This window comes from Gracilibacillus marinus, assembly GCF_042651725.1.
In the GTDB taxonomy this organism is placed as follows: domain Bacteria; phylum Bacillota; class Bacilli; order Bacillales; family Amphibacillaceae; genus Gracilibacillus; species Gracilibacillus marinus.
In genome coordinates this window covers 404,790-429,529 of sequence record NZ_JBHSDV010000002.1, presented here as the reverse complement: position 1 = coordinate 429,529, position 24,740 = coordinate 404,790, and the positions used below count along the sequence as shown (strand labels likewise).

Genomic DNA, 24,740 nt, shown 5'->3' with positions numbered 1-24,740 from the left:
TTTGTGTCGTTAGTAATTATGTATTATTATGCACTATTAAGTATATTAATTCAATAGTTATTGCCTAACTTTTTAAAAATTTTTATTTTTATCCCCATTTATTTAGTCACTAGTACAATTAGAAGGTTCGAAAAAATGAATAAATATAAAGTAAGACGTATATAGAAATCATTCGCCATTTTTAATCTGTAACTTATGCGATATTTATACGACAAATAAAGTAATAAATAAGTGAAGCAAGCAAAAAAGGGGGTTCTTTTATGTCAAAAAAATATTTGTTTCTCTGTCTTATTTTCTTTTTTTCACTAGTTGCTTGTTCAAGCGATGGTAACATGTCAAATGAAAGCGCTGATAGTCAAGTGGAGATGGATACCGCACCACAGATGGAGAAAGAGTCTCTTCATGAGATTGGAAGTAATGAGATAAGGAATGAAGAGATGAACAATACAGAGGACACAAGTGATCAAAGTAAAGTAGAAGAACAATTTACGGAACGAAAAATCATTTACAATGCGAATCTGTATGTAGAAACACCTAAGTTCGATCAATCTATTTCTTTAATTGAAGAAGAGGCAGTGAAAGTAGGTGGATATATCGTTTCTTCCTCTTCTTATGGTAATACGGATAAAGAAAACCGTAGCGGCTCACTCGTTGCAAGAATTCCATCTGATCACTTTCAAGCATATTTGACTATATTTGAACAAAGTAGTGATATGAAAATACTTGAACGGTCTGTAAGTGGAGATGACGTGACAGAACAATATGTCGATTTGAATGCGCGCTTGAAATCAAAGCAAGTTGTGGAAGAACGATTACTCGCATTCATGAAAGATGCAGATAAAACAGAAGATTTGTTAAAAATCTCTTCTGATTTAGCTAAGGTACAAGAAGAAATTGAGCAATTAACAGGTAAAATCAATTATCTAGAAAACCAATCTGATTATGCGACAGTTGAATTCTCCATCACAGAAAGGAAGAATGAGATTCCATCTGTTGAAAATGAGTCAAAGCATACTTGGGAGTTAGCAAAAGACCAATTTAAAGAAAGTGTGCAAGCCATTTTTGCATTTGTATCTAGCTTGTTCGTTTTCATAATTGGTAAATCTCCAATTCTTGTTCCGTTCCTTGTCATTGCTATTCTCATTTGGACAGTGATGAAAAAGAAGAAAAAAAGGAATGATACGACACCATCTTAATCCGTAATTATGAAATTAATTCTGATTGAATAATCTACGGAAAAGGAAATGAACAAGCCGGAGTGGTTGCAATGCACATAGCGAAGCTCAAAATGGTCATATAAAATTACATTTCATTCTCCCTTCTAAATACGCAAAAAATCCAAACAATTCGGTAAATAGCTTACGAATTGTTTGGATTTTTTTTCAAGTTCAAGAATTCTTTTATTTCTATTTAATACGATACTTCAACAGACTCGGTTTTTGGTTTACGTACTAGACCCATAATTCCTGCAATAATGTAAAAAATACCAGCAAAGATGGCAAAACCAAATGTAACAAGTGTTGTAAGGCCACCAACAACAATTAAAATAATAGATGCTGGTTTTGGCTTTTTATTATTACGGAACATAAACATTGCTACAATACCTAAAATAACACAAACAACAGCAATGATTGTAATGATCGTACCAAAAGTGCCCATACTGTTCATAACTAATTCGACCGCTTGTTGCTCTTCTGCAGATACACCTTGCATACTTTCTGCCAATATCTCATTCATTATTTCCTGACTATTATTTATCAAAATAAGAGATCCACCAAATGCTGCACCAATTAAGTACACAAATGCTCCTATCCCCGTTAAAATTACTTCCCCAATTCTACTTATCATTGATTTTCCTCCTCTACAAATTATACAAATTGTATGCGTATTATAGTTAGGTTATACGTATTATCATACCTAATGGTTTCAATTTTGTATAAAATTAATTTCTCTCACTTGATATATCTCATTAAATTGCAATAAAGAACCATATAATCATCACAATTTGAATAACTATTTTGGCAATCGTACCACCTAAAAAGCCTAATAAGGAGCCAAATGCCGCTTTTAGTGCTTCATCTGCACCTTTTTTCTGTAGTAACTCTGTAATAAATACAGCGATGAATGGCACAACAATAATACCGATTGGAGGAATGATAAAAGAACCAATAATTACACCAATTGCTGCGATTCTCTCTCCCCATTTGGTCCCGCCATATTTCTTAACAAAATAACTGTTGGCAATAATATCTGAGACAATCAATACAATCGTCAGCACAATCATTGCACTCCAAAATACCCAACCAATATTATCACTTGTTAACATAAATTGATAAAGTAAAAATCCTATCCATAGTACTAATACAGATGGAATAATTGGAAATATTATACCAACGAATGATAAGGCAAATGCAACGATGATGAGTGTCCACCATAAAAAGTCCATAAGAATCCTCCATTTTTTTATTACATTTTACCATATTAATAGAAATAAGTAGATTTTTTGTAGATTATCATCCAGAAGAAAAAGCCTCGTTTGTTAGCAACAAGGCTTATCATCATTACATTTCATTATTGGCTAATACATCTGCATATGCTTTTACATATGGAGGTAAGTCAGGTGGTCTTCTACTTGAAATAATATGACCATCTACGACAACATCTTTATCAAACCAAAGGGATCCTGCATTCGTCATATCATCTTTGATACCTGGTGTACTTGTTACTTTTTTTCCACGTAGAATGCCTGCAGATATTAATACCCAGCCCGCATGACAAATTTGTCCAATCGGTTTCTTCGCTTCATCCATTGCTCTGATCATATGTAGCACTTCTTTATATCTCCTAAGCTTATCAGGAGCCCATCCTCCTGGGACTAGGATGCCATCATATTCATTGACATCGATATCTGCAAAAGAGAAATCTGATTCAGCAGGTACCCCGTATTTACCGATATATTTCTTATTTCGTTCTTTTGCAACTAAATCGACCATTGCACCTTCTTCACGTAAACGCAAGATAGGATACCATAATTCTAAATCTTCAAAGTCCTCTTCTAATAGAGCTATTACTTTCTTACCTTCTAATCGCATGTTCTCTCCTCCTTCTCTTTTTAGTGTAACAGAAACTATATCATTACCTAAAACTTACTGCATAACTCGTATATGCATCAAACACTTGTGCAACACTCCTCGGATTGTTCGCATTACTTATTGCTGAAATGATAGAGACGCCATCCGCCCCCGCTTTTATAATTGGAAAGACATTCGTCATTCCAATTCCACCAATTGCAACAATAGGCAAATCACCCACAGCTTGTCGAATATACGCTAACCCTATTATATCTATTGGCTTTTTCGCATCACTTTTTGTCTTCGTACTATATATCGGACCAACACCAATATAATCCGCACCATCTTCCATTGCCTGTATTGCTTCATCCTTATTTGTAGCCGAAACACCTATAATCCAATCACTTGGACAAGTGCGTTTAATTACATCTACTTTCGCGTCATCTTGGCCAACATGAATGCCATCCGCATTTACAGCGATAGCAAGGTCTACATCATCATTCACAATAAATGGTACATTGTATTGATGACATAATTGCTTCATCTTCTGTGCTAAATCTAACTTCATGTCTCCAGTATAAGCATTTTTCCCTTTTTCACGAAATTGAAACATAGTAATACCGCCTTGTAATGCTTCTTCTAACACCTCTAACGGATTTCTTGTTGTATTATTACTACCCATTATAAAATATACGCGTAACCAAGAACGATTCATTTATATACTGCCTCTTTCTAACTTTGTTGTTGCGATAATGGATTGTGCATCCACTTCTTCACTTGTGATTGCATATAATTGATTAAGTAACTCTATCTGGAAGTCCCCTGGCATTGTCGCATGTTGACTTGCATTTTGTGCTACAACCCCATAATAACTTAGCGCATGACTACTCGCTTGCACTACATCTTCTTCCACCGCTAAAAATGCAGCAACGACAGAAGATAGTAGGCAACCAGCACCTGTAACTTTTGTCAGAAGCTCATGCCCATTACTCACTGTTGTCACATAGTCACCATCCGTTATATAATCCACTTGGCCAGTAATAATGATTGGTACCCCTAAATTTTGATATGCTACACGAATTAGTTCTTCCATATTATAGCTACCTGCTGTGTCTACACCTTTCACTTCTGCATCTATTCCTGCGAGTGTAGCAATCTCACTTGCATTCCCTCTAATAACAGTAATTTGAACCTGTTGTAAAATTTCTTTTGCCTTTTCTGTTCGAAACGTTGTGGCACCAACACCCACTGGATCTAGCACAACTGGAATGTTTCTCTTATTCGCAATCTTACCTGCCAAAATCATTGCATGTACTTGTTCTTTCGTTAATGTACCAATATTTAAGACAAGCGCATTTGCAATCGAAGCCATTTCCTCTACTTCTTCCGGTGCATTTGCCATCACAGGGGATGCACCCAATGCATACAAACCATTTGCAGTAAAATTAGTGACCACTTGATTCGTAATATTGTGTATTAATGGTGATTGTTCGCGAACTTTCGCTAAAATATGGCTCATTGTCTCACTCCTTTAGTTGGTAGCCCTTGTAATCGATAACCCCAATGGTTTGTTGGCCCATTCCCTTTACCTAGTTCTAATGAATACTTAATGGCATCTGTAATGAAACGTTTACTCAATTCTACCGATTCCTTAATTGTCCGACCTTTTGCTAGTTCTGCTGTAATACATGCAGAGAATGTACATCCAGTGCCATGTGTATGATGTGTATCAATTCTCTCTGAAGAAAAATAATGAAACGCTTCTCCATCATACAATACATCTTTCGCTTCGCCTTCCATATGCCCACCTTTTACGACAACAGATTGTGCTCCCAACTGATGCACAATCACTCGTGCAGCTTCTTTTTGATCTTCTATTGTTTTTATTGAAAAGTTCACTAGCCACTCTGCTTCTGGTACATTTGGTGTCACAACAGTTGCTAGCGGCAGAAGTGTATCCCTAATTACGGCACGTGATGCTTCTTCCATTAATGGATCCCCGCTTTTTGCAATCATTACTGGATCAATCACATATGGTATTTGACTATCTTTTATTTTGTGAGCGATTAATTTCATCATTTCATTTGTTGCAATCATTCCTGTTTTGATTGCATTTGGCTTTATATCATTCCAAACTGCATCGAATTGTTCTTCAATAAAATCAATTGGTAAATGAATTACACGTTGGACCCCTATAGTATTTTGAGCAACAACAGATGTAATCACACTCATTCCATATACTTCTCGCTCTTGGAAAGTTTTTAAATCTGCTTGAATTCCTGCACCTCCTGATGGATCTGTACCTGCAATTGTTAAAGCACTCTTCACATGACTCATAACAACTCTCCCTCTCATTTTTTCTTATTCAATAAAAAAGCCACTCCAATATAAAATGGAGTGGCTTTTGTATATACTTATCATGTGTATGATACATCTAACCATACTCCACTTTCCTACGTTGGTCTTAACCAATTCAGGTTCAAAGGGATTGAAAATCATTATTTTCATCTCAGCTATTTATCTAATAGCACCCCTAGCGGATAGTATCTATTTAATTGTTTAATTAATAAACCCGATTGCATCTAATGGCCATATACGTAACTTCACATCTCCAATTACAGATTCTTCATCAATAAAACCAAACTCTCGGCTATCTTTACTAATACGTCGATTATCACCAAGTACAAATAATTTGCCTTCTGGAACAACTTCTTCCCCAGTTAAATCATACAAAGTAAAGTTATTCGTTAATAATTCATCATCAGAAAGTCGCGACTTCGCTTGCGATAGATATTCTTCGTCATATTCTTTCCCATTAATAATGAGTGTGTCATTTTTCATTTCGATTGTATCCCCAGGAAAACCAATGACTCGTTTTACATAATTATCATTCGAATCTGGAGCTTCAAATGCAATTTCATCAAATCTATCAATTTGACTTATTTTACTTAAAATAATTCGATCTCCATCTTCCAGATTAGGCATCATTGACTCACCTTTTACAACGGATGGTGTAATTAAAAAGTGACGACACAACAATACAATGACAACAGCAATTAATAATGCTTTTACCCAAGACAATAATTCTCGTACCAATTTATTATCCATGCTTTACCTTCTTTCACTCACATCTTCATTGGTTTATTTCCTAGTTTACAATAAATGTGGTATTCTATATAGCATTGTTATGTATTTTTTTCCGTACATCATTTATTTTAACATAATTATCTAGTAATGAGTAAATGATTATAACATAAGATTTTCATTTTCATTCTTAGACGAGTCATAGACTAAAAGGAGTATTTACATGAACAAAAAAAATCACTATATATTATTTATTATTGCTATTATTTTTCTTGCATTTAATTTAAGGCCTGCAATTACATCTATTGGACCTATCATAGGTATTATTCGTGATGATTTGGAATTAAGTAATTGGACTGTTGGCTTTATTACAAGTTTACCTTTATTAGCATTTGCTGTAATGTCACCAATAGCACCTCGTATCGCTAATCGAACAGGAAATGAACGTGCACTATTGTATGGCTTACTTCTATTATTGCTAGGGATTATCGTACGCTCTATTCCTTTTATTCCACTTCTATTTATCGGTACAACTTTAATCGGGATTGGGATTGCAATGGTTAATGTTATTCTGCCAAGTTTGATTAAAGGAAGCTTCCCAACAAAAATCGGCCTAATGACAGGATTATATACCACATCTATGTCTATATTTGCCGCGATTGGATCTGGTGTAAGTTTTCCTATTACAGAAAAACTACAATTCAACTGGGAATTATCACTATTAAGCTGGGGTCTAATTGCTATAGTCGGAATAATCATTTGGATGTTTGCAATGAAAACAAAAGGGGAAGATAAAGATATTCAATTACATGAACCTAGTGCAAAAAAGATGCTTCGCTCCAGCATTGCTTGGCAAGTTACTGCATTTATGGGCTTACAGTCTTTTTTATTTTATGTCACGATATCATGGTTGCCAGAAATTTTAATTGCAGACGGCTATGATGCAACTACAGCTGGTTGGTTTGTTGCATACATGCAATTTATCAGCCTGCCTGCAACATTTCTTACGCCAATTGTTGCAGGGAGGTTGAAAGATCAACGAGTAGTTGTATATGTATTTGGAACGTGTGCAATTTTTGGATATGCAGGATTACTATATCATCCTACATTTTTGTTAACTGTTCTAAGCATTACACTTATAGGATTCGCGCTTGGTGCTAGTATTAGCTTAGCACTAGCTTTACTTGGCTTACGTACAAAAAATGCACGCCAAGCTGGGGAATTATCTGGTATGGCTCAATCATTTGGATACTTACTTGCATCGATTGGGCCAATATTAATTGGCTTTTTATTTGATATTAGTGGCTTATGGTTCTCATCTATTATTGCGCTTATTGTTGTGACAGTAATCATGATAGCATTTGGTGTTGGAGCAAGCCGTGATAAATATGCACTTGATTAAAATGGTTTACTTTTTATAAGAGGAAGCATATAATGAACTACTGCACTAATTTTTTAAAAATGGAGGTGGAAGATTTGAGAAAATTAATTATTTTTTTATGGTTAAGTATATTAATCGCTATTCCACTTCACCCATCCATTACATCCATTCATGATGGAACGCACTATCCAATATCTTTCACTTTGGATCTGCATGATACAGATACATCTTCAACAGAATTGCAAGTAGGAACAGATAAATTTATTGTAGCAAGCGGCATTTTCATTCTTATTATGTTCTATGCACTTCGTTTTTATCGCTCAATAGATTTCCTTCAACAGATCATTACGCAATTAACGGCTCGATTTTATCAATCGAATTATTTGATCTCTTCTACTAGTAACTAATATTTTTACTAGATTGGGAGGGGAAATATATGTTTTGGTTTCGTATGGCAATGATAGGATTATTTTCAGCAACAGCTTTATCTGTAACTATTTATCAAGGAATTGAAGTTTTCCATGCTTTTCAAAATATATTTCATGATAGAGTGTAATAAAACATATCAAAATTTAAAACAGGGATTCTCAGAATGATAAATAAGTCTCATGAGCATTATTCTTGAGTCTTCTATAATAAATAAATCGCACGAAACTAAAGTTTGAATTCTTTAGTTTCGTGCGATTTTATTTTTGCGTTATTGCTTTTGTTTCATCCAGCTCCAACACCCAGAAACTACGGGTGTTTCCGCTTTTGTTATTATACAGCTTTCGCTTTTAGTTCTACGTCGATATTTCCTCTTGTTGCTTTAGAGTATGGACAGAAATCATGAGCTGCTTTAGCTAATTCTTCTGCTTCTTCTTGTGATACGCCTTTAATTTCTACATGTAATACAACACCAATTTTGAATCCGCCATCTGCTTCGTCTTTTAATAGACTAACGTCTGCCGTAATTGTTGAATCGATTTCTTTCTTTTGTTTCGATGCAATTAAATTAAGTGCACCATCATAACATGCAGAATATCCAGCTGCAAATAATTGTTCTGGATTCGTTCCTTCACCTGAACCGCCTCCAGCAGGATTAACTAGATTTAAATCAATAATCCCATCATTTGACTTCACATGACCATCACGGCCACCTTTCGCAGTTGCTGTTGATGTAAATAATACATTACTCACACTATCCACTCCTTTAATTATTGTTTCAAAACCGTTATTGGTTTCTATTTCTATTCTACCAATACTATTCCTTTTTCACCAATAATTAAACATGAGTAATGAAGACTATTCACCAAACCATACACAACTGACTAATAATTTGTCACATTTAGAATGGCCTCTGCATTCTTCACACGTTCACTTGATGGTGGTTCAACACCTTCTAATGGATATTCGATTCCAAGCGCTTCCCATTTATATACACCTAATTTATGATATGGTAGCACTTCGACTTTTTTTACATTGGATAATGTCGCAATAAATTGTGATAACCTATTTAATGCCGCGTCATCATCACTTACTGTTGGTACAAGCACGTGTCTAATCCATACAGGAATGTTCCTCTCTTTTAAATATTCTGCAAAAGTGAGGATATGTTTGTTTGTCATCCCTGTTAACTTTTTGTGATTTATTGGATCAATGTGCTTTAAATCTAATAATACGAGATCTGTTACCTCCATTAATTCATCTAACTTTTCCAAAAAGTGAGGTGAAGTGGAGAAGCATCCACCGCAACTATCAATTGTTGTATGCACACCTATTTTTTTTAATTCTATAAATAATTCTGTTAGAAAATCGACTTGTAATAACGGTTCGCCACCACTTACTGTTACTCCACCACCAGAAGCTTGAAAAAAAGGTAAGTATGATTCAATATCATTCACTAATTCTTGAACAGTCACATGTCTCCCTTTATCTCTGCTCCACGTATCTGGATTATGACAATATTGACAACGCAATAAGCAACCTTGCATAAAGATTACATATCGTAGTCCAGGTCCATCGACTGTTCCACATGTCTCCACAGAATGAATTCTACCAATCATCATACTCACCTCTAAATATTTATTTCCTCACATTCGATTACATACTTTCATGGAATGTTCGGTTAATTACATCGATTTGTTGCTCTCTAGTTAATTTATTAAAGTTCACTGCATATCCAGATACACGTATCGTTAATTGTGGATATTGCTCCGGATGTTCCATTGCATCTAACAATGTTTCGCGATCAAATACGTTCACATTTAGATGGTGCCCGCGTTTTATAGCATAACCATCAAGCATACCAACTAAGTTATTAATTCTTGCTTCTTCTTCTTTTCCTAATGCTTTTGGCACAATAGAGAATGTATTAGAAATACCATCTAAGCAATACTCATACGGCAATTTAGCAACAGAGCTTAAGGATGCTAATGATCCATTTGTGTCACGTCCATGTAGTGGGTTCGCACCTGGAGCAAATGGTTCTCCAGCTTTTCTTCCATCAGGTGTGTTCCCTGTTTTCTTACCATACACCACATTTGATGTAATTGTTAAAATCGATTGAGTAGGTACAGAATTTCTATATGTTTTATTTTGGGCAATTTTGTTCATAAATGTTTTTACTAATTCTTTGGCAATTTCATCTACACGATCATCGTTGTTACCATATTTAGGGAAGTCCCCTTCAACTTCGTAATCTACAACTAAACCATTCTCATCACGAATTGTTTTTACCTTTGCATATTTAATTGCAGATAGAGAATCAGCGACAACCGACAACCCTGCAATACCACAAGCCATTGTTCGGAGTACTTCTCTATCATGTAATGCCATTTCAATACGCTCATAACTATATTTATCATGCATAAAGTGAATTACATTCAATGTATTTACATATAAGCCTGCTAACCAATCCATCATTTTATCGTATTTCGCTCGGACTTCATCATATTCTAAATACTCTGATGTAATTGGTTGATAATTCGGTCCCACTTGTAACTTTAACTTCTCATCCACTCCACCATTTATTGCATAAAGTAATGCTTTTGCTAAGTTGGCTCTAGCTCCAAAGAATTGCATTTGTTTACCAATTCGCATTGCAGAGACACAACATGCAATACCATAATCATCACCATATTGCTCACGCATCAAGTCATCACTTTCATACTGAATGGAGCTTGTTTGAATCGATATTTTTGCACAGTATTTCTTAAATCCAGCTGGTAATTGTGTTGACCATAATACTGTTAAGTTTGGTTCAGGTGCAGGCCCTAAGTTCTCTAATGTGTGTAAGAAGCGGAAAGAGTTCTTAGTAACTAATGGCCGACCATCTAAAGCAATACCACCTATAGATTCTGTTACCCATGTTGGATCCCCACTAAATAATTCATTATAGTCAGGTGTTCTTGAGAATTTCACTAATCTCAATTTCATGACAAAGTGATCCACTAATTCTTGTGCTTCCTCTTCTGTCAAAACTCCTGCACGAATGTCTCGTTCCATATATATATCTAAGAATGTAGAGACACGACCTAAACTCATTGCAGCACCATTTTGTTCTTTAATTGCTGCAAGATATGCTAAATATAGCCATTGCACAGCCTCTTTTGCATTTGTTGCTGGTTGAGAAAGATCAAAGCCATAAATCGTACCTAATTGTTTTAATTCTTGAAGTGCTCGAATTTGTTCCGCAATTTCTTCGCGATCTCGTATCACTTCTTCACTCATGATACCATTGCCACCGACTATTTCTAAGTCTTCTTTTTTCGCTTCAATTAATCTATCGACACCATATAATGCAACTCGACGATAATCCCCAATAATTCGGCCACGACCATAAGCATCAGGTAGTCCTGTTATAATTCCAGCTTTACGAGCAAGCAACATTTCTTTCGAATACGCATCAAATACGCCTTGGTTATGTGTTTTACGAAACTCTGTGAATGTTTTCACAACATTGTCGTCAACTTTATATCCATACGATTCTGCTGCTGCCACCGCCATTCGTATACCACCGAATGGTTGCAATGACCTTTTGAATGGGACATCTGTTTGTACACCGACGACTTTTTCAGTCTCTTTGTTTAAGTATCCTGCGTCATGTGAAGTGATTGTTGACACAATTTCTGTATCTAAATCATATACTCCACCCCGTTCCATTTCTTCCTTCGTTAATTCCATTACTTGCTTCCATAATTCTAATGTATTATTTGTAGGATTTGCTAAAAACTCTTCATCCCCATCATATAACGTATAGTTTTTTAGAATAAAGTCTCTTACATCAATTTCTGACTGCCACTTTCCTTTTTTAAAACTTTCCCATGCGTTTTCGCGACTACGGATTTCATCTAATACTTTCATTCTATATGACCTCCTGTATAAAGTTTGTGCATTATTGAACATATTTCATATTTTTATTATATTCCTCTTTATTTGATTTGTCATGTGAAATTCATCACATTTAACAGATAGAAAAGTAAAATTACGAATTTGTTCACAATTGTACATTCCTACTAACTATTCATTCCCAAAACAAAATACTTTACAGCAAAAAGAATAATTGCCATAGTAATACTACAATATAATGAAGAAATTCATTTTCAGGAGGTAATGATGGATGCAAAACTTTATTTTTCATAATCCAACAAAATTATACTTTGGTAAAAATCAACTAGAAAATCTCACGCAAGAACTTTCTAAATATGGGAAAAATATATTAGTTGTTTATGGTGGCGGAAGTATTAAACGAAACGGTGTATACGATCAAGTCATGACTATTTTAAAAAATGCAGACAAACAAGTTTTTGAGTTAAATGGTGTGGAACCTAATCCGCGTGTATCTACTGCAAGAAAAGGAATTGAATTGTGTCGTGAGCATCAGATTGACTTACTTCTTGCAGTTGGTGGTGGTAGCACAATTGATTGTACGAAGGCAATTGCAGTTGGTGCGAAATCTGATAATGACATCTGGGATATTGTTACAAAGAAAGCACAAGCGACAGATGCCCTGCCATTTGGGACAGTTTTAACACTTGCAGCAACTGGTTCTGAAATGAATGCAGGTAGTGTCATTACAAATTGGGAGACAAAAGAAAAGCATGGTTGGGGTAGCCCCTACTCGTATCCAGCATTCTCAATTCTCGATCCTGTATTTACAAAGAGTGTACCAAAAGACCAAACCATTTATGGAATCGTGGATATTATGTCACATGCATTAGAACATTATTTCCATCATGAACCAAATACATTCTTACAAGACAGAATGGTAGAAGGTATTCTACAAACAATGGTAGAAACTGGTCCGAAGCTTGTAAAAGATTTAGAAAATGAAACACTACGAGCAACTGTCCTTTATAATGGCACAATGGCACTAAACGGTATGGTGAATATGGGTTATCAAGGAGATTGGGCTACACACAATTTAGAACATGCCGTATCTGCTGTACACGATATTCCTCATGGTGGTGGACTTGCTATACTATTCCCACATTGGATGGAATACGTAATAGATGAGAATGTAGAACGATTTAAACAATTTGCTTTAAGAGTATTTCATGTCGATCCAGAAGGTAAGTCTGATAAAGAGATTGGACTAGAAGGAATCAAACAACTCCGCAGATTTTGGACTGAAATCGGCGCACCAAGTCGCTTAAGTGATTATTCTATTGACGAATCTACTATTGAAATGATGGCAGATCATACAGTAAGTGCGAGAGAAGAATTTGGTAACTTCAAAAAGCTAAACAAACAAGATTCGATTCATATTTATCGACAAGCATTATAATGAAGGAAAGCGGAGAGAATAAAACTCCTTATCTAAACAGAAGATGGACTTTGGATAAATGCAACAGATAGCTTGCTGTGCTGTATAGCGATTTATATGTTTTCATTGTTGCTAAGCATTTCTTCATACTTTAGGAAGTTTTTAGGCAGACGAACATAGCTTATGTCGTCTGCCTATTCTTTATAAGCAATTGTATTCTCCAAACAGAGAAAAGCCTTAAACCTACTTATGAAAGTGGTTTAAGGCTTTAACATTTATTACAACGCTATAGTTTTATAGTAATCTTGCTTCTATAGCCAATTAATTCTTCTTTACATCTAATTCTTCTTTACATCGTCAGAAAAGTGTTCTTCTGGTAATGGATCTACTGTTTGTTTATATCCATAACCTTTATTCAACGTCATAATAGATAGTGCTAACACCATAATTACAACAATAATACAGACAATAATCACAACCCACACATCGTTTCACCCTTTACAAAATGATGGATTAAGTATAACACATTTTTAATTGTGAAACATTTCACAAATTAGACAAAAATACCCCAAACTGTATGCGCTATCATCTGATATGATGATACCAAGAAAGAAATCACTATACAGAAAGGGGTAGAAAACAATGATCTCTTTTCAATGGATTGATTTTCAAACAGACACAAACATATATACACAAGATACTTTTGAACAAGAGGTTGGTGATACTTTTGAAGCATTATTTATAGAAGAAGGGCATAATTATCCTGCAATCATATGGACAACAAACTATGTCATCCTAATTAAAGCTTCAGCACGTATGTATCAAGATATTACTTTTGTAAAAGTTGCTCGTCATCCAACAAATGAATCAAATGTTATGCATTACTACTAATCTTTTATGCTCAATGTTTCACAAATATATATTTCATTTTACTTAGGAGGAAGAGAATAATGGTAACTAAACCGATTGAAAAAGAAAAAGTTTCTGTACAACAAGTAATTGACAATAAAGTGAAGCAAGGAAAGAAAGCATTACAAGCACTAAAACAATTGAACCAAGAAGAAGTGGATCACATTGTAAAGGAAATGGCACTTGCTGGGTTAGATGCACATATGCATTTAGCAAAAATGGCAATTGAAGAAACAAAACGTGGTGTCTACGAAGATAAGATTATTAAGAACATCTTCTCAACAGAATATATTTATCACAACATTAAGTACGATAAAACAATTGGAATTATTAGAAACAATGAGCATGATGGAGTCATTGAAATTGCAGAACCAATCGGAGTCATCGCTGGTGTAACACCTGTGACAAATCCAACTGCTACAACGATGTTCAAAACATTAATTGCAATAAAGACTGGAAACCCAATCATCTTTGCATTTCACCCATCTGCACAAAGAAGTAGTAGTGAAGCAGCAAACATTCTTTACCAAGCAGCATTAAAAGCAGGTGCACCAGAACATTGTATCCAATGGATAGAAGAGCCTAGCTTAGAAGCTACTCAATTATTAATGAAACATGATCATATTGCACTTATTTTAGCAACTGGTGGCGCAGGTATGGTAAAAGCTGCTTACAGTTCTGGAAAACCAGCTCTAGGTGTTGGACCAGGTAACGTACCTTGTTATATCGAAAAAACAGCGGAAGTGAAACGCTCTGTGAATGATTTGATTTTATCTAAAACTTTCGATAATGGTATGATTTGTGCATCTGAACAAGCAGTCATTATTGATAAAGAAATTTATGATCAAGTGAAGCAAGAAATGATCGACAATCAATGCTATTTCGTTAATAATGAAGAACGCCAAAAACTAGAAAAACTTGTTATCAATGAGAATACATGTGCAGTAAATCCGAATATCGTTGGAATGAGCCCAGTAAAAATCGCAGAAATGGCTGGTATTAAAGTACCTGAAAATACAAAAATTCTTGTAGCAGAATTACAAGAAGTTGGACCTCAAGCACCACTTTCACGTGAGAAATTAAGCCCTGTACTTGCATGCTATAAAGTTGGCAGTACGGAAGAAGGCTTACAACGCTGTGAAGAAATGCTAGAATTTGGTGGTCTTGGACACTCAGCAGTGATACATGCAACAAGTCAAGAAGTCATTGAAGCATTTGGTAAGAGAATGAAAGCAGGGCGTATTATTGTCAATGCTCCATCTTCTCAAGGGGCGATTGGAGACATATACAATGCCTACCTCCCTTCACTCACATTAGGATGCGGTTCTTATGGAGGAAACTCTGTATCTACGAACGTTGGTACAGTTCACTTAGTCAATACCAAAAAAGTTGCAAAAAGGAATGTGAATATGCAATGGTTTAAAGTTCCACCAAAAGTGTATTTTGAGAAAAACTCTGTACAATATTTAGCTAAGATGCCTAAAATCACAAAAGCATTTATTGTTACGGATCAGATGATGGTGAAATTAGGTTACGTAGATAAAGTACTTTACTATCTTCGCAAACGACCAGATTATGTACATTGTGAAATTTTTTCAGATGTAGAACCAGATCCATCTAAAGAAACCGTCATGCGTGGTGCAGAAGAAATGAAGAAATTCAATCCAGATGTCATCATTACAATTGGTGGTGGATCTGCGATGGATGCAGCTAAAGGAATGTGGTTATTCTATGAAAATCCTGATATTGATTTTAATGGATTGAAACAAAAATTCCTTGATATAAGAAAACGTGTTTATAAATATCCTGAACTAGGTAAAAGAGCTAAGTTTGTTGCTATTCCTACTACTTCTGGTACGGGTTCTGAAGTAACATCATTCTCTGTTATTACAGATAAAGAAAACAATATTAAGTATCCATTAGCGGATTATGCTTTAACACCTGACGTTGCAATTATTGACCCGCAATTCGTCATGTCTGTTCCACCAACTGTTACTGCTGATACTGGTATGGACGTATTAACACACGCGATTGAAGCATATGTATCTAATATGGCAAATGATTATACAGATGGTTTAGCTATTAAAGCAATTCAACTTGTATTTGAATATTTACCGATTGCTTATAAAGATGGTGCAAACGAAAAAGCTCGCGAAAAAATGCATAATGCATCAACAATTGCTGGTATGGCATTCGCGAATGCATTCCTTGGTATTAACCATAGCTTAGCACACAAATTAGGGGCAGAATTCCATATTGCTCACGGACGTGCAAATGCCATTTTAATGCCACATGTTATTCGTTACAATGCAAAAAAACCATCAAAATTTGTAGCATTTCCTAAATATGAGCACTTCATTGCAGATCAACGTTATGCAGAAATTGCTAAAGTATTAGGATTACCAGCTAGAACAACAGAAGAAGGCGTGGAAAGCTTAATTAAAGCAATAAATGATCTCGCAAAGAAATTGAATATCCCAATGAGCATTAGAGAAAATGGTGTAACAAAAGAAGAATTTATGAAACAAGTGGACAGATTAGCAGACAAAGCATTTGAAGACCAATGTACAACAGCAAACCCTAAATTACCATTAGTTAAAGAACTAAAAGAAGTATATTTACAAGCATTTAAAGGAATCTAAGAACAAAATCTAAAAGCGCTCGTTTCAAAACGGGCGCTTTGATTTGTCCATATATATCACGCTTTTATTATAGTCCCGAACATTTCTACAATATTCACATAAACTAATACAAGTAATGACACATTACAATCGAATATGAAGGGGTTATGTGTATGACTAATACATCAGAGACAACTACGACAGCGACTACTTCTTCTACAACTAAACGTAAAAAATCTAGACGTCGCAAATCTTGTAGCTGTAGTAGCTATAAGAAACAGAATAAAAATACCTAATTGCAATCTATTTAAGAGTTCGTATCTTCTTATATTATCAGTATTACGACTGTTTAGGATTTAAAATGAGATACGAATGAATACGGACTTATATCAATATGGCAAAAGCGCAACTGAGATTAGGACAAAAGAATTCTTTCATTGCAAAAATCCAAACGATTCGAAAACCATTTACCGAATTGTTTGGATTTTGTGCTTGTTAGGAATAAAATGAGATAGAACTCTATTTGGTTATCTTGAGCTTTTTCTGTGTACATTGCAACCGTTTCGGCTAGTCACTTATTTTAAACCTAGTGGTGCAAAGTCTTTTTTTAATTTAGCAGGATTATATAAAGTATGAAACAATCACTTCTATAATTGCTGCAAATGCCGCTATTGCTAAAATAATAGTGAGCGGCATAAAAATTATTGGAAAATAAGTAAATCCGAAAAACAAAAATATAGAAACCCATACACCTACACACCAATGGCAACTTAATAATTCACCTATCCACCGTCTCAATCCAGTCCCTTTATAAGATACGATTTCTTCTACAGTGCCGTCTGCAAGTACATTCTCTTCTCTTTCCAAGAATGGCGCTCGAATAAATCCTGTTATTTTATCATAAACAATTAACCTAGTTAATCGAAATGCGGCTAAAGATAATAGCAATAAGGACAGCCATGTAATCATATACACACCTACTCTCTCTGATTTACTATTATCTTATTACCTTTTTGCTTCAATCATGACTCTTTTACATGTTGCTTTCTTTGCAAAAATTTACTATAGAATGATGCCAATACTTGCTGGAATAGCATGCCTGTCACTACAGGAACCGCCACTGGACCTGGAAAATATTGAACAGCAATGACTGCACCCACACTAATATTCCTCATTCCTCCACTAAATGTTAAAGAAATAATATCTGCATTCTCTCTTTTAAAACTTTTTGCAAAAAACCATGCTAACAAATACCCTGTTCCTGCGATAAAGAACATAGCAATGGCTATCTTAATCAAATTCCAATTAATGTTACTTAAATATGGTGCGACCTGAGCACTATTAATCATAATAACAAGTGCTAATGTTATTTTAGAGAACGGAGCGAGCCTTGGACTCCACACTTCATGCACTTTTCCCTTTGTCCATTCATGTAACAACATCCCCATAATGGATGGAATCACAATCATTATCAATAATCCCTTCATCAATTGCCATACTTCGAGATCAATCGATTCCCCAACAAATAAAGAAAGTGTAAATGGCACAAGAAATGGCGACAATATCGTATCAATTAATATAATGGATAATGTCAATGCAACATTCCCTTTATTCATCGATACCCAAATAAAACTTGTCACACCTGTTGGGATAATCATTGCTAATACAAAACCAATAATGGTTAGTTCATCCCCTGGAAATGTGAGCGCACCAATTAACCATGCCCATAATGGCATAATAATATGTAATAATAGTAAAGCAATCAAGACAGAAAGTGGATGTAAAATTACTCGATGTAATGCAACAAAATTTAAACTCAAGCTTCCCGCGAATGTCATAAATGCGAAAATATATAATACAAATGGCTCTAATTGAGAAAATATTGATGCAAAATAGACACCAATAATGACACTACTTGGTGCAATGAATGGCATAATTCGTTGTAATTGTTGATTAAGTTTGTTTAACATCATGATGTTCTCCTAATTCATTCTGCGTAGTAATGGCCTTTCATTCATCCAATCTATTGTCACTTTTATCCCAAAAAATTCACTCAACATTTCTCCTGTAAGCATACTACTTGTATCTCCACTCGCAAATACTTCCCCACGTTTCAATAATAATGTTTTATTAAATGTTGGTAAAATCTCCTCGACATGGTGTGTCACGAAAATCATTGTTGGAGTAACTTTTTTTGCTAATGATTCGATTGTATCTAACAATTTCTCTCTAGCAATAAAGTCTAGTCCATTCGTTGGTTCATCAAGTATCAATAGTTTAGGGTTCCCCATTAATGCTCGTCCTATTAATATTCTTTGTTGCTCTCCTTGAGACAATGTTCGGAATTCTCGGTTTGCATAGTCATAACAGTCTAGTTCTTTCAATAGTTCTATCGCCTTTTTTCTCATTGTGTCTGTTGGTTCTTCATATAATCCAATAGAGGCAAATCCCCCACTTAATATAACTTGATACGCTGTGTCTGTGCCATATAACTTCCCTTTAATAGAGGAAGATACGATACCGATTTGTTGACGCAATCGCTCCCCTAACACATCTTTGCCAAATGTCTTTCCAACAACAGATAATTGCCCATTAGTAGGAAAATAATCAGCAACAAGCATATGCAATAATGCACTCTTGCCTGCTCCATTTAATCCGACTAACGCCCAATGTTCTCCCTTGTTCACTTGCCAGTTAATATTATGTAAAATCCATTTGCCACTTTTCCTTAGAGAAATACCTTTCATATCTATCACCATTCTTCTCACCTCACCTTAAGTATACATCTTTCTCCCATCCTCACATACAATTTATCATATTTTTTCAAAAAACTATTGAAAATGATTATCATTATCGTTATAATGAATTTAGAGCACGATACAAACGTGCACGAAACATTCCCTTTACACATATCTTTTGTTACCCCCAATCAACAAAAGTTTCTAGGATGTTTCCCAATCCATTGAGTGCAACTATTTTTAATAGCTGCCTCTTTTTTTATGTTCTTATTTAAAATAATTTTAAATAAATATTGATTTTTATGAGATTTGTATTATAATAAAAGATGAATTCTTTATTAAGGAGAGGTGCTTACATGAGTGAAGAAAAAAAATATCTAACTACTGCATCTGGTGCGCCAGTTGGCGACAATCAAAATTCCATTACTGCAGGTCACAGAGGTCCAACATTAATCCAAGATGTACATTTACTAGAGAAATTAGCGCATTTTAATCGTGAAAGAGTACCTGAACGTGTTGTACATGCCAAAGGTGCGGGTGCACATGGTTATTTCGAAGTAACGAATGATGTTTCTAAATATACGAAAGCAGCATTTTTATCAGAAATCGGAAAGAAAACGCCAATGTTTATCCGTTTTTCTACAGTTGCAGGTGAATTAGGTTCAGCTGATACTGTTCGAGATCCTCGTGGTTTTGCTGTGAAATTCTACACAGAAGAAGGTAACTATGATTTAGTTGGTAACAATACACCAATCTTCTTTATTAGAGATGCAATTAAGTTCCCTGACTTTATTCATACACAAAAACGTAACCCACAAACAAACTTAAAAGATCCGAATGCCGTTTGGGATTTCTGGTCACTATCACCTGAATCATTACACCAAATTACTTATTTACATTCAGATCGTGGAATTCCAGCTACTTTACGTCATATGAACGGATATGGTAGCCATACATTTAAATGGGTAAATAATGATGGAGAAGCAGTTTGGGTGAAATATCACTTTATTGCAGACCAAGGTGTAAAAAACTTAGACCCTGCTACTGCAACGACAATTGCTGGAGATAATCCAGATTACCATACACAAGATTTGTTTAATGCCATCGCTGAAGGTGACTATCCATCATGGACATTAAAAGTACAAATCATGCCAATTGAAGATGCGAACACATATCGTTACGATCCATTTGATGTAACAAAAGTATGGCCACACGCTGATTACCCATTAATTGAAGTTGGTCGTATGGTATTAGATCGTAATCCAGAAAACTACTTTGCTGAAGTAGAACAAGCTGCATTCTCTCCTGGTCATTTTGTTCCAGGAATTGAAGCATCACCTGATAAAATGCTTCAAGGTCGTTTATTTGCATATTCTGATGCACACCGTTACCGTATTGGTGCAAATCACGAAGCATTACCAATCAACCGTGCGAAATCACCAATTAATAATTACCAACGTGATGGACAAATGCGCTTTGATGGTAATGGTGGCAGTGCACCTAACTATGAGCCAAATAGTTTCAGCAGTACACCAAAAGAAACTCCTGAAAGCAAAATTAGTCCATTTGAAGTAACAGGATTTGCTGATAGTGTTGCATACGATAGTGATGATCACTATTCACAACCACGTGCATTATTTAATGATGTAATGAATGACGAAGAACGCGAACGCTTAATCCAGAACTTCGCTGAATCAATGAGCGGCGTAACTCGTGAAGGTATTATTGAACGTCAATTAGAAAACTTCTATAAAGTAGATCCAGCATTAGCTGAAGGTATTGCAGAGAAATTACAAGTAGAAGTGCCAGCACATTTAAAAAAGTAAATTAAATCAATAAATAAGATTGAAATAAGAGATTTCTTTCATTAAAACAATCCAAACGATTCGAATGCTATTTACCGAATCGTTTGGATTTTATTTGTATTAGAGGATAAGTCTATTTAATGATTTTGAAAAAAGGAAAAAGCCCATGGGAAGGGGAGTGAGTAAGCCGAGTCGGGTTATACGTAATCGTTTCATACTTAAAACAAAAAAAGAAGTTTACTCTTTTGAAAAATGGTTATATATCAAATGAGTAGAAAAGCAAATCTTGCCTATTTAAGAGAATACATGACAATATGAGAGTATTTATTAATCATTCATAAAAGAGATACTTGTAAAGATAGTAAATCAACATTAATCCAGAATAATCAGATTATTAGCGGTTTGCGAATCTCTTTGTTTGTCTGTAACATTATATATGTACGATTTGCGCAACGAAAAATTGCCAAATACGAAAGGAGTAAGTTGTGATTAATACTAACAATAACAAAAAAGCGGTATCTCTTGATGTAGAATATAAGCATCCTACTAAAGAAGATGGTGCTGCTATGTGGGAATTAGTTACACAATCAACACTCGATACTAATTCATCTTATAAATACATTTTAATGAGTGAATATTTTGATGAAACATGTGTAGTAGCAAAACAAAATAACAAAGTAGTCGGATTTATTACTGCATTTATCCCTCCAAAGAAACAAGACACCATTTTTATATGGCAAGTAGGAGTAGACGCTTCCCAACGAGGTAAAGGAATTGCATCACAAATGTTACACTTTCTAATGCAAAGTGACGCTTGTGAGAATATTAAATATGTGGAAGCAACTATAACACCAACTAACCGTGCTTCTCAATCGTTATTTGAACGTTTAGCGAGAGAGTACAATACTAACATCCATTCTAGTTCATTTTTCACGAAAGAACTGTTTCCAGGTCCTGATCACGAAGAAGAGTTAAAGTTTGTTGTGGGCCCTATTGTAAAGTAGTAATTCAGAATATTCAAAGTATTCTGTATTTAATTATGAGGAGGAATTTATAAAAATGAGTAAACATATTGATATTATTAATAAGTATGAATCTGTTGTACGAAGCTATGTGCGTAATTTCCCAACAGTATTCACAAAAGCGAAAAAACATAAAATGTGGGATGAATCTGGTAAAGAATATTTAGATTTCTTCTCAGGTGCAGGTGCCCTTAATTATGGCCACAATGATGACAAAATGAAACAAAAACTTGTGGATTATATTATGGAAGATGGCATTACACATTCCCTTGATATGGCATCTATTGCAAAGGCAGATTTCATTGAGAAGTTCCAAGAAGTCATCTTAAAACCAAGAGAGCTTGATTATAAAATGATGTTCCCTGGACCAACTGGAACAAATACAGTAGAAAGTGCATTAAAACTTGCACGTAAGGTAACAGGTAGAACAGACATTATTAGTTTCACTGGTGGATTCCATGGAATGACAATTGGTTCTTTATCTGTAACAGGGAATTCTATGAAGCGTCAAGGAGCAGGTATTCCATTACAGAATACTGTAACAATGGCATATGATAACTATGTTGACCATGATACTTTAGTATATTTGGAACGTTTCTTAGAAGATAATGGTAGTGGTGTAGCCATTCCAGCCGCAATGATTGTAGAGACAGTACAAGGTGAAGGTGGAATTAACGCTGCCCGCTTTGAATGGTTAAAGAAAATTGAAGAGATATGTCGTCGCTGGGGAATATTATTAATTATTGACGACGTGCAAGCAGGTGTAGGGCGAACTGGTACATTCTTCAGCTTTGAAGCTGCTGGCATTAAACCTGATATTGTATGTTTATCTAAATCTCTTAGTGGTTATGGTGTACCATTAGCTGTGACATTAATTAAACCAGAACTAGATATTTGGAAACCAGGTGAGCATAATGGTACGTTCCGTGGTAATAACCATGCATTTGTTACAGCGACAGCAGCATTAGATTATTGGGAAGATGAATCTTTTGAGCAATCTATCCATGAAAAATCTGAGATTATCTATGCATCCTTACAAAAAATTGTTTCTGATTATCCTGAATTAAAAGGAGAAGTTAGAGGACGTGGATTTATGGTAGGGATTGCGTCAGAAGTAGAAGGGCTTGCTTCTAAAGTAGCCGAGAAATGCTTTGCAAAAGGCTTAATCATGGAAACAGCAGGGCCAAATGATGAAGTATTTAAACTATTCCCGCCACTTACTATTCCAAAAGAAGATTTGGAAAAGGGCTTAGCAATTATTGAAGAAAGTGTTAGAGATTCTGTTAAAGACCCTGTTACTAATTAATTTAGTAATATGGTTAATTATATAGATTACAATTAGGAGGCAATTTATTTTATGAAAGTAGTAAAATTAAACGATATTTTAGGTACAGATAAAGATGTAGATGGCGGTAATTGGATTAGCCGACGTCTAATTAATAAAAGTGATGGAATGGGTTATTCCGTTAACGATACAATTATTAAAGCAGGTACAGAAACTCATATTTGGTACCAAAACCATTTAGAATCTGTGTATTGTATTGAAGGTGAAGGCGAAGTAGTTACATTAAGTGATAACAAAGTATGGCCAATTACAAAAGACACTTTATATGCATTAGATAAAAATGATGAACATTTATTAAGAGCTAGAACAGATATGAGAATGGTATGCGTATTCAACCCACCACTAACTGGGAATGAAGTTCACGATGAGAATGGTGTATATCCAGTAGACGAAGATTAAGATTGCATAGGGAAATTTATCCTTAACTATTGACCAATAATATACAATAAGAAATCCCCGTTTCTTATCTTAAAAAGGAAATCGTCCATCGACATTTGTTTCGATGGACGATTTTATTTCCATTTTGTTGTATACTATATATAGAATTGTTTAATTAGAGGTGTGATCATGAGTCAAAAAAAGATGGATGATTATATTCAAGAAGGCATTTATGGTCCGAAAGAAATACGACCAGATGAACGAAGGAGATTTTTAGGTACAATAAGAGAAAGAGTTGTGCTTGTATTAACGCAAGCAGAAGTACGCGGCGAAAAAGGGATAAAAGAACTTACTGAAGCAATGAAACAATACCCTTCCTCTAAAATGTTATTAAATGGGGACATGAACTTTCGCTTTTTCAAACCTTATAGAGAAGTAGCAAACCAACATAAGATTTCGTACACTTCCATAACAGACAAAGCATCTACATCTAATTATGGATTAGTTCTCACAATGCCAGATGCAATTGACAAGGAAGAAATATTTCTTCCAGAAGAAAAAGAAGTACCACAAGAAGAAGAAACTAAAAAGACGAGTTGGTGGAAGAAGTTATTTGAGACCGACTAAAAATATAACGCTA

Annotated in this window: 25 protein-coding genes and 1 riboswitch; of the genes, 11 read left to right on the top strand and 14 right to left on the bottom strand. The window is 35.0% G+C overall.

Going from position 1 to position 24,740, the window contains the following annotated elements; genetic code table 11:
- The first annotated feature begins 260 nt into the window (after positions 1 to 260).
- Complete coding sequence (locus ACFOZ1_RS09885; RefSeq protein ID WP_390198895.1) at positions 261 to 1,196, top strand: DUF4349 domain-containing protein; 936 nt, start codon at positions 261 to 263, stop codon at positions 1,194 to 1,196.
- Between the two features lie 214 nt (positions 1,197 to 1,410).
- Here the strand turns inward: ACFOZ1_RS09885 and ACFOZ1_RS09880 are convergent, their stop codons facing one another.
- The 7 genes from ACFOZ1_RS09880 to lepB all read right to left on the bottom strand — a co-directional run bounded on the left by ACFOZ1_RS09880 (position 1,411) and on the right by lepB (position 6,179).
- Positions 1,411 to 1,848 carry a DUF4064 domain-containing protein gene (locus ACFOZ1_RS09880; protein ID WP_390198894.1) on the bottom strand — a complete coding sequence of 146 codons (438 nt, stop codon included), beginning with the start codon at positions 1,846 to 1,848 and terminating at the stop codon, positions 1,411 to 1,413.
- A 121-nt stretch (positions 1,849 to 1,969) separates the two neighbouring features.
- A complete protein-coding gene (locus ACFOZ1_RS09875) occupies positions 1,970 to 2,446 on the bottom strand; it encodes a DUF456 domain-containing protein (RefSeq protein WP_390198892.1) in 477 nt (158 codons plus the stop codon).
- A 115-nt stretch (positions 2,447 to 2,561) separates the two neighbouring features.
- A complete protein-coding gene (locus ACFOZ1_RS09870; protein WP_390198890.1) occupies positions 2,562 to 3,092 on the bottom strand; it encodes a type 1 glutamine amidotransferase domain-containing protein in 531 nt (176 codons plus the stop codon).
- 43 nt (positions 3,093 to 3,135) lie between these two features.
- Positions 3,136 to 3,786: a thiamine phosphate synthase gene (gene thiE / locus ACFOZ1_RS09865; protein ID WP_390198889.1), complete on the bottom strand. Its 651-nt coding sequence runs from the start codon at positions 3,784 to 3,786 to the stop codon at positions 3,136 to 3,138.
- Complete coding sequence (gene thiM, locus ACFOZ1_RS09860) at positions 3,787 to 4,590, bottom strand: hydroxyethylthiazole kinase (protein WP_390198887.1); 804 nt, start codon at positions 4,588 to 4,590, stop codon at positions 3,787 to 3,789.
- On the bottom strand, positions 4,587 to 5,408 hold the full coding sequence (thiD, locus tag ACFOZ1_RS09855; RefSeq protein ID WP_390198886.1) for a bifunctional hydroxymethylpyrimidine kinase/phosphomethylpyrimidine kinase: 822 nt from the start codon (positions 5,406 to 5,408) through the stop codon (positions 4,587 to 4,589). The genes thiM and thiD overlap by 4 nt, the downstream gene beginning before the upstream one ends.
- Positions 5,409 to 5,504: 96 nt before the next feature.
- Positions 5,505 to 5,616: riboswitch (TPP riboswitch) on the bottom strand.
- 14 nt (positions 5,617 to 5,630) lie between these two features.
- The gene (gene lepB / locus ACFOZ1_RS09850) at positions 5,631 to 6,179 is read right to left on the bottom strand and encodes a signal peptidase I (RefSeq protein ID WP_390198885.1); all 549 of its coding nucleotides are present in this window, start codon (positions 6,177 to 6,179) and stop codon (positions 5,631 to 5,633) included.
- A gap of 199 nt (positions 6,180 to 6,378) precedes the next feature.
- Here lepB and ACFOZ1_RS09845 point away from each other — a divergent pair, with 199 nt between their 5' ends.
- A complete protein-coding gene (locus ACFOZ1_RS09845; RefSeq protein WP_390198884.1) occupies positions 6,379 to 7,557 on the top strand; it encodes a CynX/NimT family MFS transporter in 1,179 nt (392 codons plus the stop codon).
- A 74-nt stretch (positions 7,558 to 7,631) separates the two neighbouring features.
- Positions 7,632 to 7,943: a hypothetical protein gene (locus tag ACFOZ1_RS09840; RefSeq protein WP_390198882.1), complete on the top strand. Its 312-nt coding sequence runs from the start codon at positions 7,632 to 7,634 to the stop codon at positions 7,941 to 7,943.
- A 352-nt stretch (positions 7,944 to 8,295) separates the two neighbouring features.
- Here ACFOZ1_RS09840 and ACFOZ1_RS09835 read toward each other — a convergent pair whose 3' ends face one another.
- The 3 genes from ACFOZ1_RS09835 to pflB form a co-directional block, all read right to left on the bottom strand.
- Entirely contained in the window at positions 8,296 to 8,715 is a 420-nt protein-coding gene (locus ACFOZ1_RS09835) for an organic hydroperoxide resistance protein (protein WP_390198880.1), read from the bottom strand.
- 131 nt (positions 8,716 to 8,846) lie between these two features.
- Positions 8,847 to 9,581, bottom strand: a complete 735-nt coding sequence (gene pflA, locus ACFOZ1_RS09830) for a pyruvate formate-lyase-activating protein (protein ID WP_390198878.1) — start codon at positions 9,579 to 9,581, stop codon at positions 8,847 to 8,849.
- Between the two features lie 37 nt (positions 9,582 to 9,618).
- Positions 9,619 to 11,880 carry a formate C-acetyltransferase gene (gene pflB / locus ACFOZ1_RS09825; protein ID WP_390198877.1) on the bottom strand — a complete coding sequence of 754 codons (2,262 nt, stop codon included), beginning with the start codon at positions 11,878 to 11,880 and terminating at the stop codon, positions 9,619 to 9,621.
- Positions 11,881 to 12,136: 256 nt separating this feature from the next.
- Between pflB and ACFOZ1_RS09820 the strand changes: the two genes are divergently transcribed.
- Positions 12,137 to 13,303: an iron-containing alcohol dehydrogenase gene (locus ACFOZ1_RS09820; RefSeq protein ID WP_390198875.1), complete on the top strand. Its 1,167-nt coding sequence runs from the start codon at positions 12,137 to 12,139 to the stop codon at positions 13,301 to 13,303.
- Between the two features lie 317 nt (positions 13,304 to 13,620).
- Here ACFOZ1_RS09820 and ytzI read toward each other — a convergent pair whose 3' ends face one another.
- Positions 13,621 to 13,767 carry a YtzI protein gene (gene ytzI, locus ACFOZ1_RS09815; protein WP_390198873.1) on the bottom strand — a complete coding sequence of 49 codons (147 nt, stop codon included), beginning with the start codon at positions 13,765 to 13,767 and terminating at the stop codon, positions 13,621 to 13,623.
- Between the two features lie 157 nt (positions 13,768 to 13,924).
- On the opposite strand from ytzI, the gene ACFOZ1_RS09810 reads away from it, so the two are divergent.
- Together ACFOZ1_RS09810 and adhE are read left to right on the top strand one after the other, a co-directional pair.
- Positions 13,925 to 14,173: a hypothetical protein gene (locus ACFOZ1_RS09810; RefSeq protein ID WP_390198871.1), complete on the top strand. Its 249-nt coding sequence runs from the start codon at positions 13,925 to 13,927 to the stop codon at positions 14,171 to 14,173.
- A gap of 59 nt (positions 14,174 to 14,232) precedes the next feature.
- Positions 14,233 to 16,833 carry a bifunctional acetaldehyde-CoA/alcohol dehydrogenase gene (adhE, locus tag ACFOZ1_RS09805; RefSeq protein ID WP_390198869.1) on the top strand — a complete coding sequence of 867 codons (2,601 nt, stop codon included), beginning with the start codon at positions 14,233 to 14,235 and terminating at the stop codon, positions 16,831 to 16,833.
- A gap of 600 nt (positions 16,834 to 17,433) precedes the next feature.
- On the opposite strand, the gene ACFOZ1_RS09800 is transcribed toward adhE, so the two are convergent.
- From ACFOZ1_RS09800 to ACFOZ1_RS09790, 3 genes are read right to left on the bottom strand one after another with little or no spacing between them, the layout of a single operon-like run.
- On the bottom strand, positions 17,434 to 17,787 hold the full coding sequence (locus ACFOZ1_RS09800) for a DUF1360 domain-containing protein (RefSeq protein WP_390198867.1): 354 nt from the start codon (positions 17,785 to 17,787) through the stop codon (positions 17,434 to 17,436).
- 47 nt (positions 17,788 to 17,834) lie between these two features.
- A complete protein-coding gene (locus ACFOZ1_RS09795) occupies positions 17,835 to 18,785 on the bottom strand; it encodes a bile acid:sodium symporter family protein (RefSeq protein ID WP_390198865.1) in 951 nt (316 codons plus the stop codon).
- 9 nt (positions 18,786 to 18,794) lie between these two features.
- A complete protein-coding gene (locus tag ACFOZ1_RS09790) occupies positions 18,795 to 19,571 on the bottom strand; it encodes an ABC transporter ATP-binding protein (RefSeq protein WP_390198864.1) in 777 nt (258 codons plus the stop codon).
- Between the two features lie 335 nt (positions 19,572 to 19,906).
- Here ACFOZ1_RS09790 and ACFOZ1_RS09785 point away from each other — a divergent pair, with 335 nt between their 5' ends.
- From ACFOZ1_RS09785 to ACFOZ1_RS09765, 5 genes are all read left to right on the top strand, one after another.
- Positions 19,907 to 21,376 carry a catalase gene (locus ACFOZ1_RS09785; protein WP_390198862.1) on the top strand — a complete coding sequence of 490 codons (1,470 nt, stop codon included), beginning with the start codon at positions 19,907 to 19,909 and terminating at the stop codon, positions 21,374 to 21,376.
- A 464-nt stretch (positions 21,377 to 21,840) separates the two neighbouring features.
- Positions 21,841 to 22,359 carry a diaminobutyrate acetyltransferase gene (ectA, locus tag ACFOZ1_RS09780; protein WP_390198860.1) on the top strand — a complete coding sequence of 173 codons (519 nt, stop codon included), beginning with the start codon at positions 21,841 to 21,843 and terminating at the stop codon, positions 22,357 to 22,359.
- Between the two features lie 55 nt (positions 22,360 to 22,414).
- Positions 22,415 to 23,683 carry a diaminobutyrate--2-oxoglutarate transaminase gene (gene ectB / locus ACFOZ1_RS09775; RefSeq protein ID WP_390198858.1) on the top strand — a complete coding sequence of 423 codons (1,269 nt, stop codon included), beginning with the start codon at positions 22,415 to 22,417 and terminating at the stop codon, positions 23,681 to 23,683.
- Positions 23,684 to 23,734: 51 nt separating this feature from the next.
- The gene (locus ACFOZ1_RS09770; protein WP_390198856.1) at positions 23,735 to 24,121 is read left to right on the top strand and encodes an ectoine synthase; all 387 of its coding nucleotides are present in this window, start codon (positions 23,735 to 23,737) and stop codon (positions 24,119 to 24,121) included.
- A 168-nt stretch (positions 24,122 to 24,289) separates the two neighbouring features.
- Positions 24,290 to 24,727 (top strand): YueI family protein, encoded by a 438-nt coding sequence (locus ACFOZ1_RS09765; RefSeq protein ID WP_390198854.1) that lies wholly within the window; start codon positions 24,290 to 24,292, stop codon positions 24,725 to 24,727.
- The last annotated feature ends 13 nt before the right edge of the window (positions 24,728 to 24,740 follow it).

Coding starts and splice junctions, on each gene's coding strand:
- adhE (WP_390198869.1), top strand. CDS start 14,233: ATGGTAACTAAACCGATTGAAAAAGAAAAAGTTTCTGTACAACAAGTA.
- lepB (WP_390198885.1), bottom strand. CDS start 6,179: ATGGATAATAAATTGGTACGAGAATTATTGTCTTGGGTAAAAGCATTA.
- ACFOZ1_RS09765 (WP_390198854.1), top strand. CDS start 24,290: ATGAGTCAAAAAAAGATGGATGATTATATTCAAGAAGGCATTTATGGT.
- pflB (WP_390198877.1), bottom strand. CDS start 11,880: ATGAAAGTATTAGATGAAATCCGTAGTCGCGAAAACGCATGGGAAAGT.
- ACFOZ1_RS09880 (WP_390198894.1), bottom strand. CDS start 1,848: ATGATAAGTAGAATTGGGGAAGTAATTTTAACGGGGATAGGAGCATTT.
- ACFOZ1_RS09790 (WP_390198864.1), bottom strand. CDS start 19,571: ATGGTGATAGATATGAAAGGTATTTCTCTAAGGAAAAGTGGCAAATGG.
- pflA (WP_390198878.1), bottom strand. CDS start 9,581: ATGATTGGTAGAATTCATTCTGTGGAGACATGTGGAACAGTCGATGGA.
- ACFOZ1_RS09870 (WP_390198890.1), bottom strand. CDS start 3,092: ATGCGATTAGAAGGTAAGAAAGTAATAGCTCTATTAGAAGAGGACTTT.
- thiD (WP_390198886.1), bottom strand. CDS start 5,408: ATGAGTCATGTGAAGAGTGCTTTAACAATTGCAGGTACAGATCCATCA.
- ACFOZ1_RS09810 (WP_390198871.1), top strand. CDS start 13,925: ATGATCTCTTTTCAATGGATTGATTTTCAAACAGACACAAACATATAT.
- ectB (WP_390198858.1), top strand. CDS start 22,415: ATGAGTAAACATATTGATATTATTAATAAGTATGAATCTGTTGTACGA.
- thiE (WP_390198889.1), bottom strand. CDS start 3,786: ATGAATCGTTCTTGGTTACGCGTATATTTTATAATGGGTAGTAATAAT.
- ACFOZ1_RS09770 (WP_390198856.1), top strand. CDS start 23,735: ATGAAAGTAGTAAAATTAAACGATATTTTAGGTACAGATAAAGATGTA.
- ACFOZ1_RS09875 (WP_390198892.1), bottom strand. CDS start 2,446: ATGGACTTTTTATGGTGGACACTCATCATCGTTGCATTTGCCTTATCA.
- thiM (WP_390198887.1), bottom strand. CDS start 4,590: ATGAGCCATATTTTAGCGAAAGTTCGCGAACAATCACCATTAATACAC.
- ACFOZ1_RS09785 (WP_390198862.1), top strand. CDS start 19,907: ATGAGTGAAGAAAAAAAATATCTAACTACTGCATCTGGTGCGCCAGTT.
- ACFOZ1_RS09820 (WP_390198875.1), top strand. CDS start 12,137: ATGCAAAACTTTATTTTTCATAATCCAACAAAATTATACTTTGGTAAA.
- ACFOZ1_RS09885 (WP_390198895.1), top strand. CDS start 261: ATGTCAAAAAAATATTTGTTTCTCTGTCTTATTTTCTTTTTTTCACTA.
- ACFOZ1_RS09845 (WP_390198884.1), top strand. CDS start 6,379: ATGAACAAAAAAAATCACTATATATTATTTATTATTGCTATTATTTTT.
- ACFOZ1_RS09795 (WP_390198865.1), bottom strand. CDS start 18,785: ATGATGTTAAACAAACTTAATCAACAATTACAACGAATTATGCCATTC.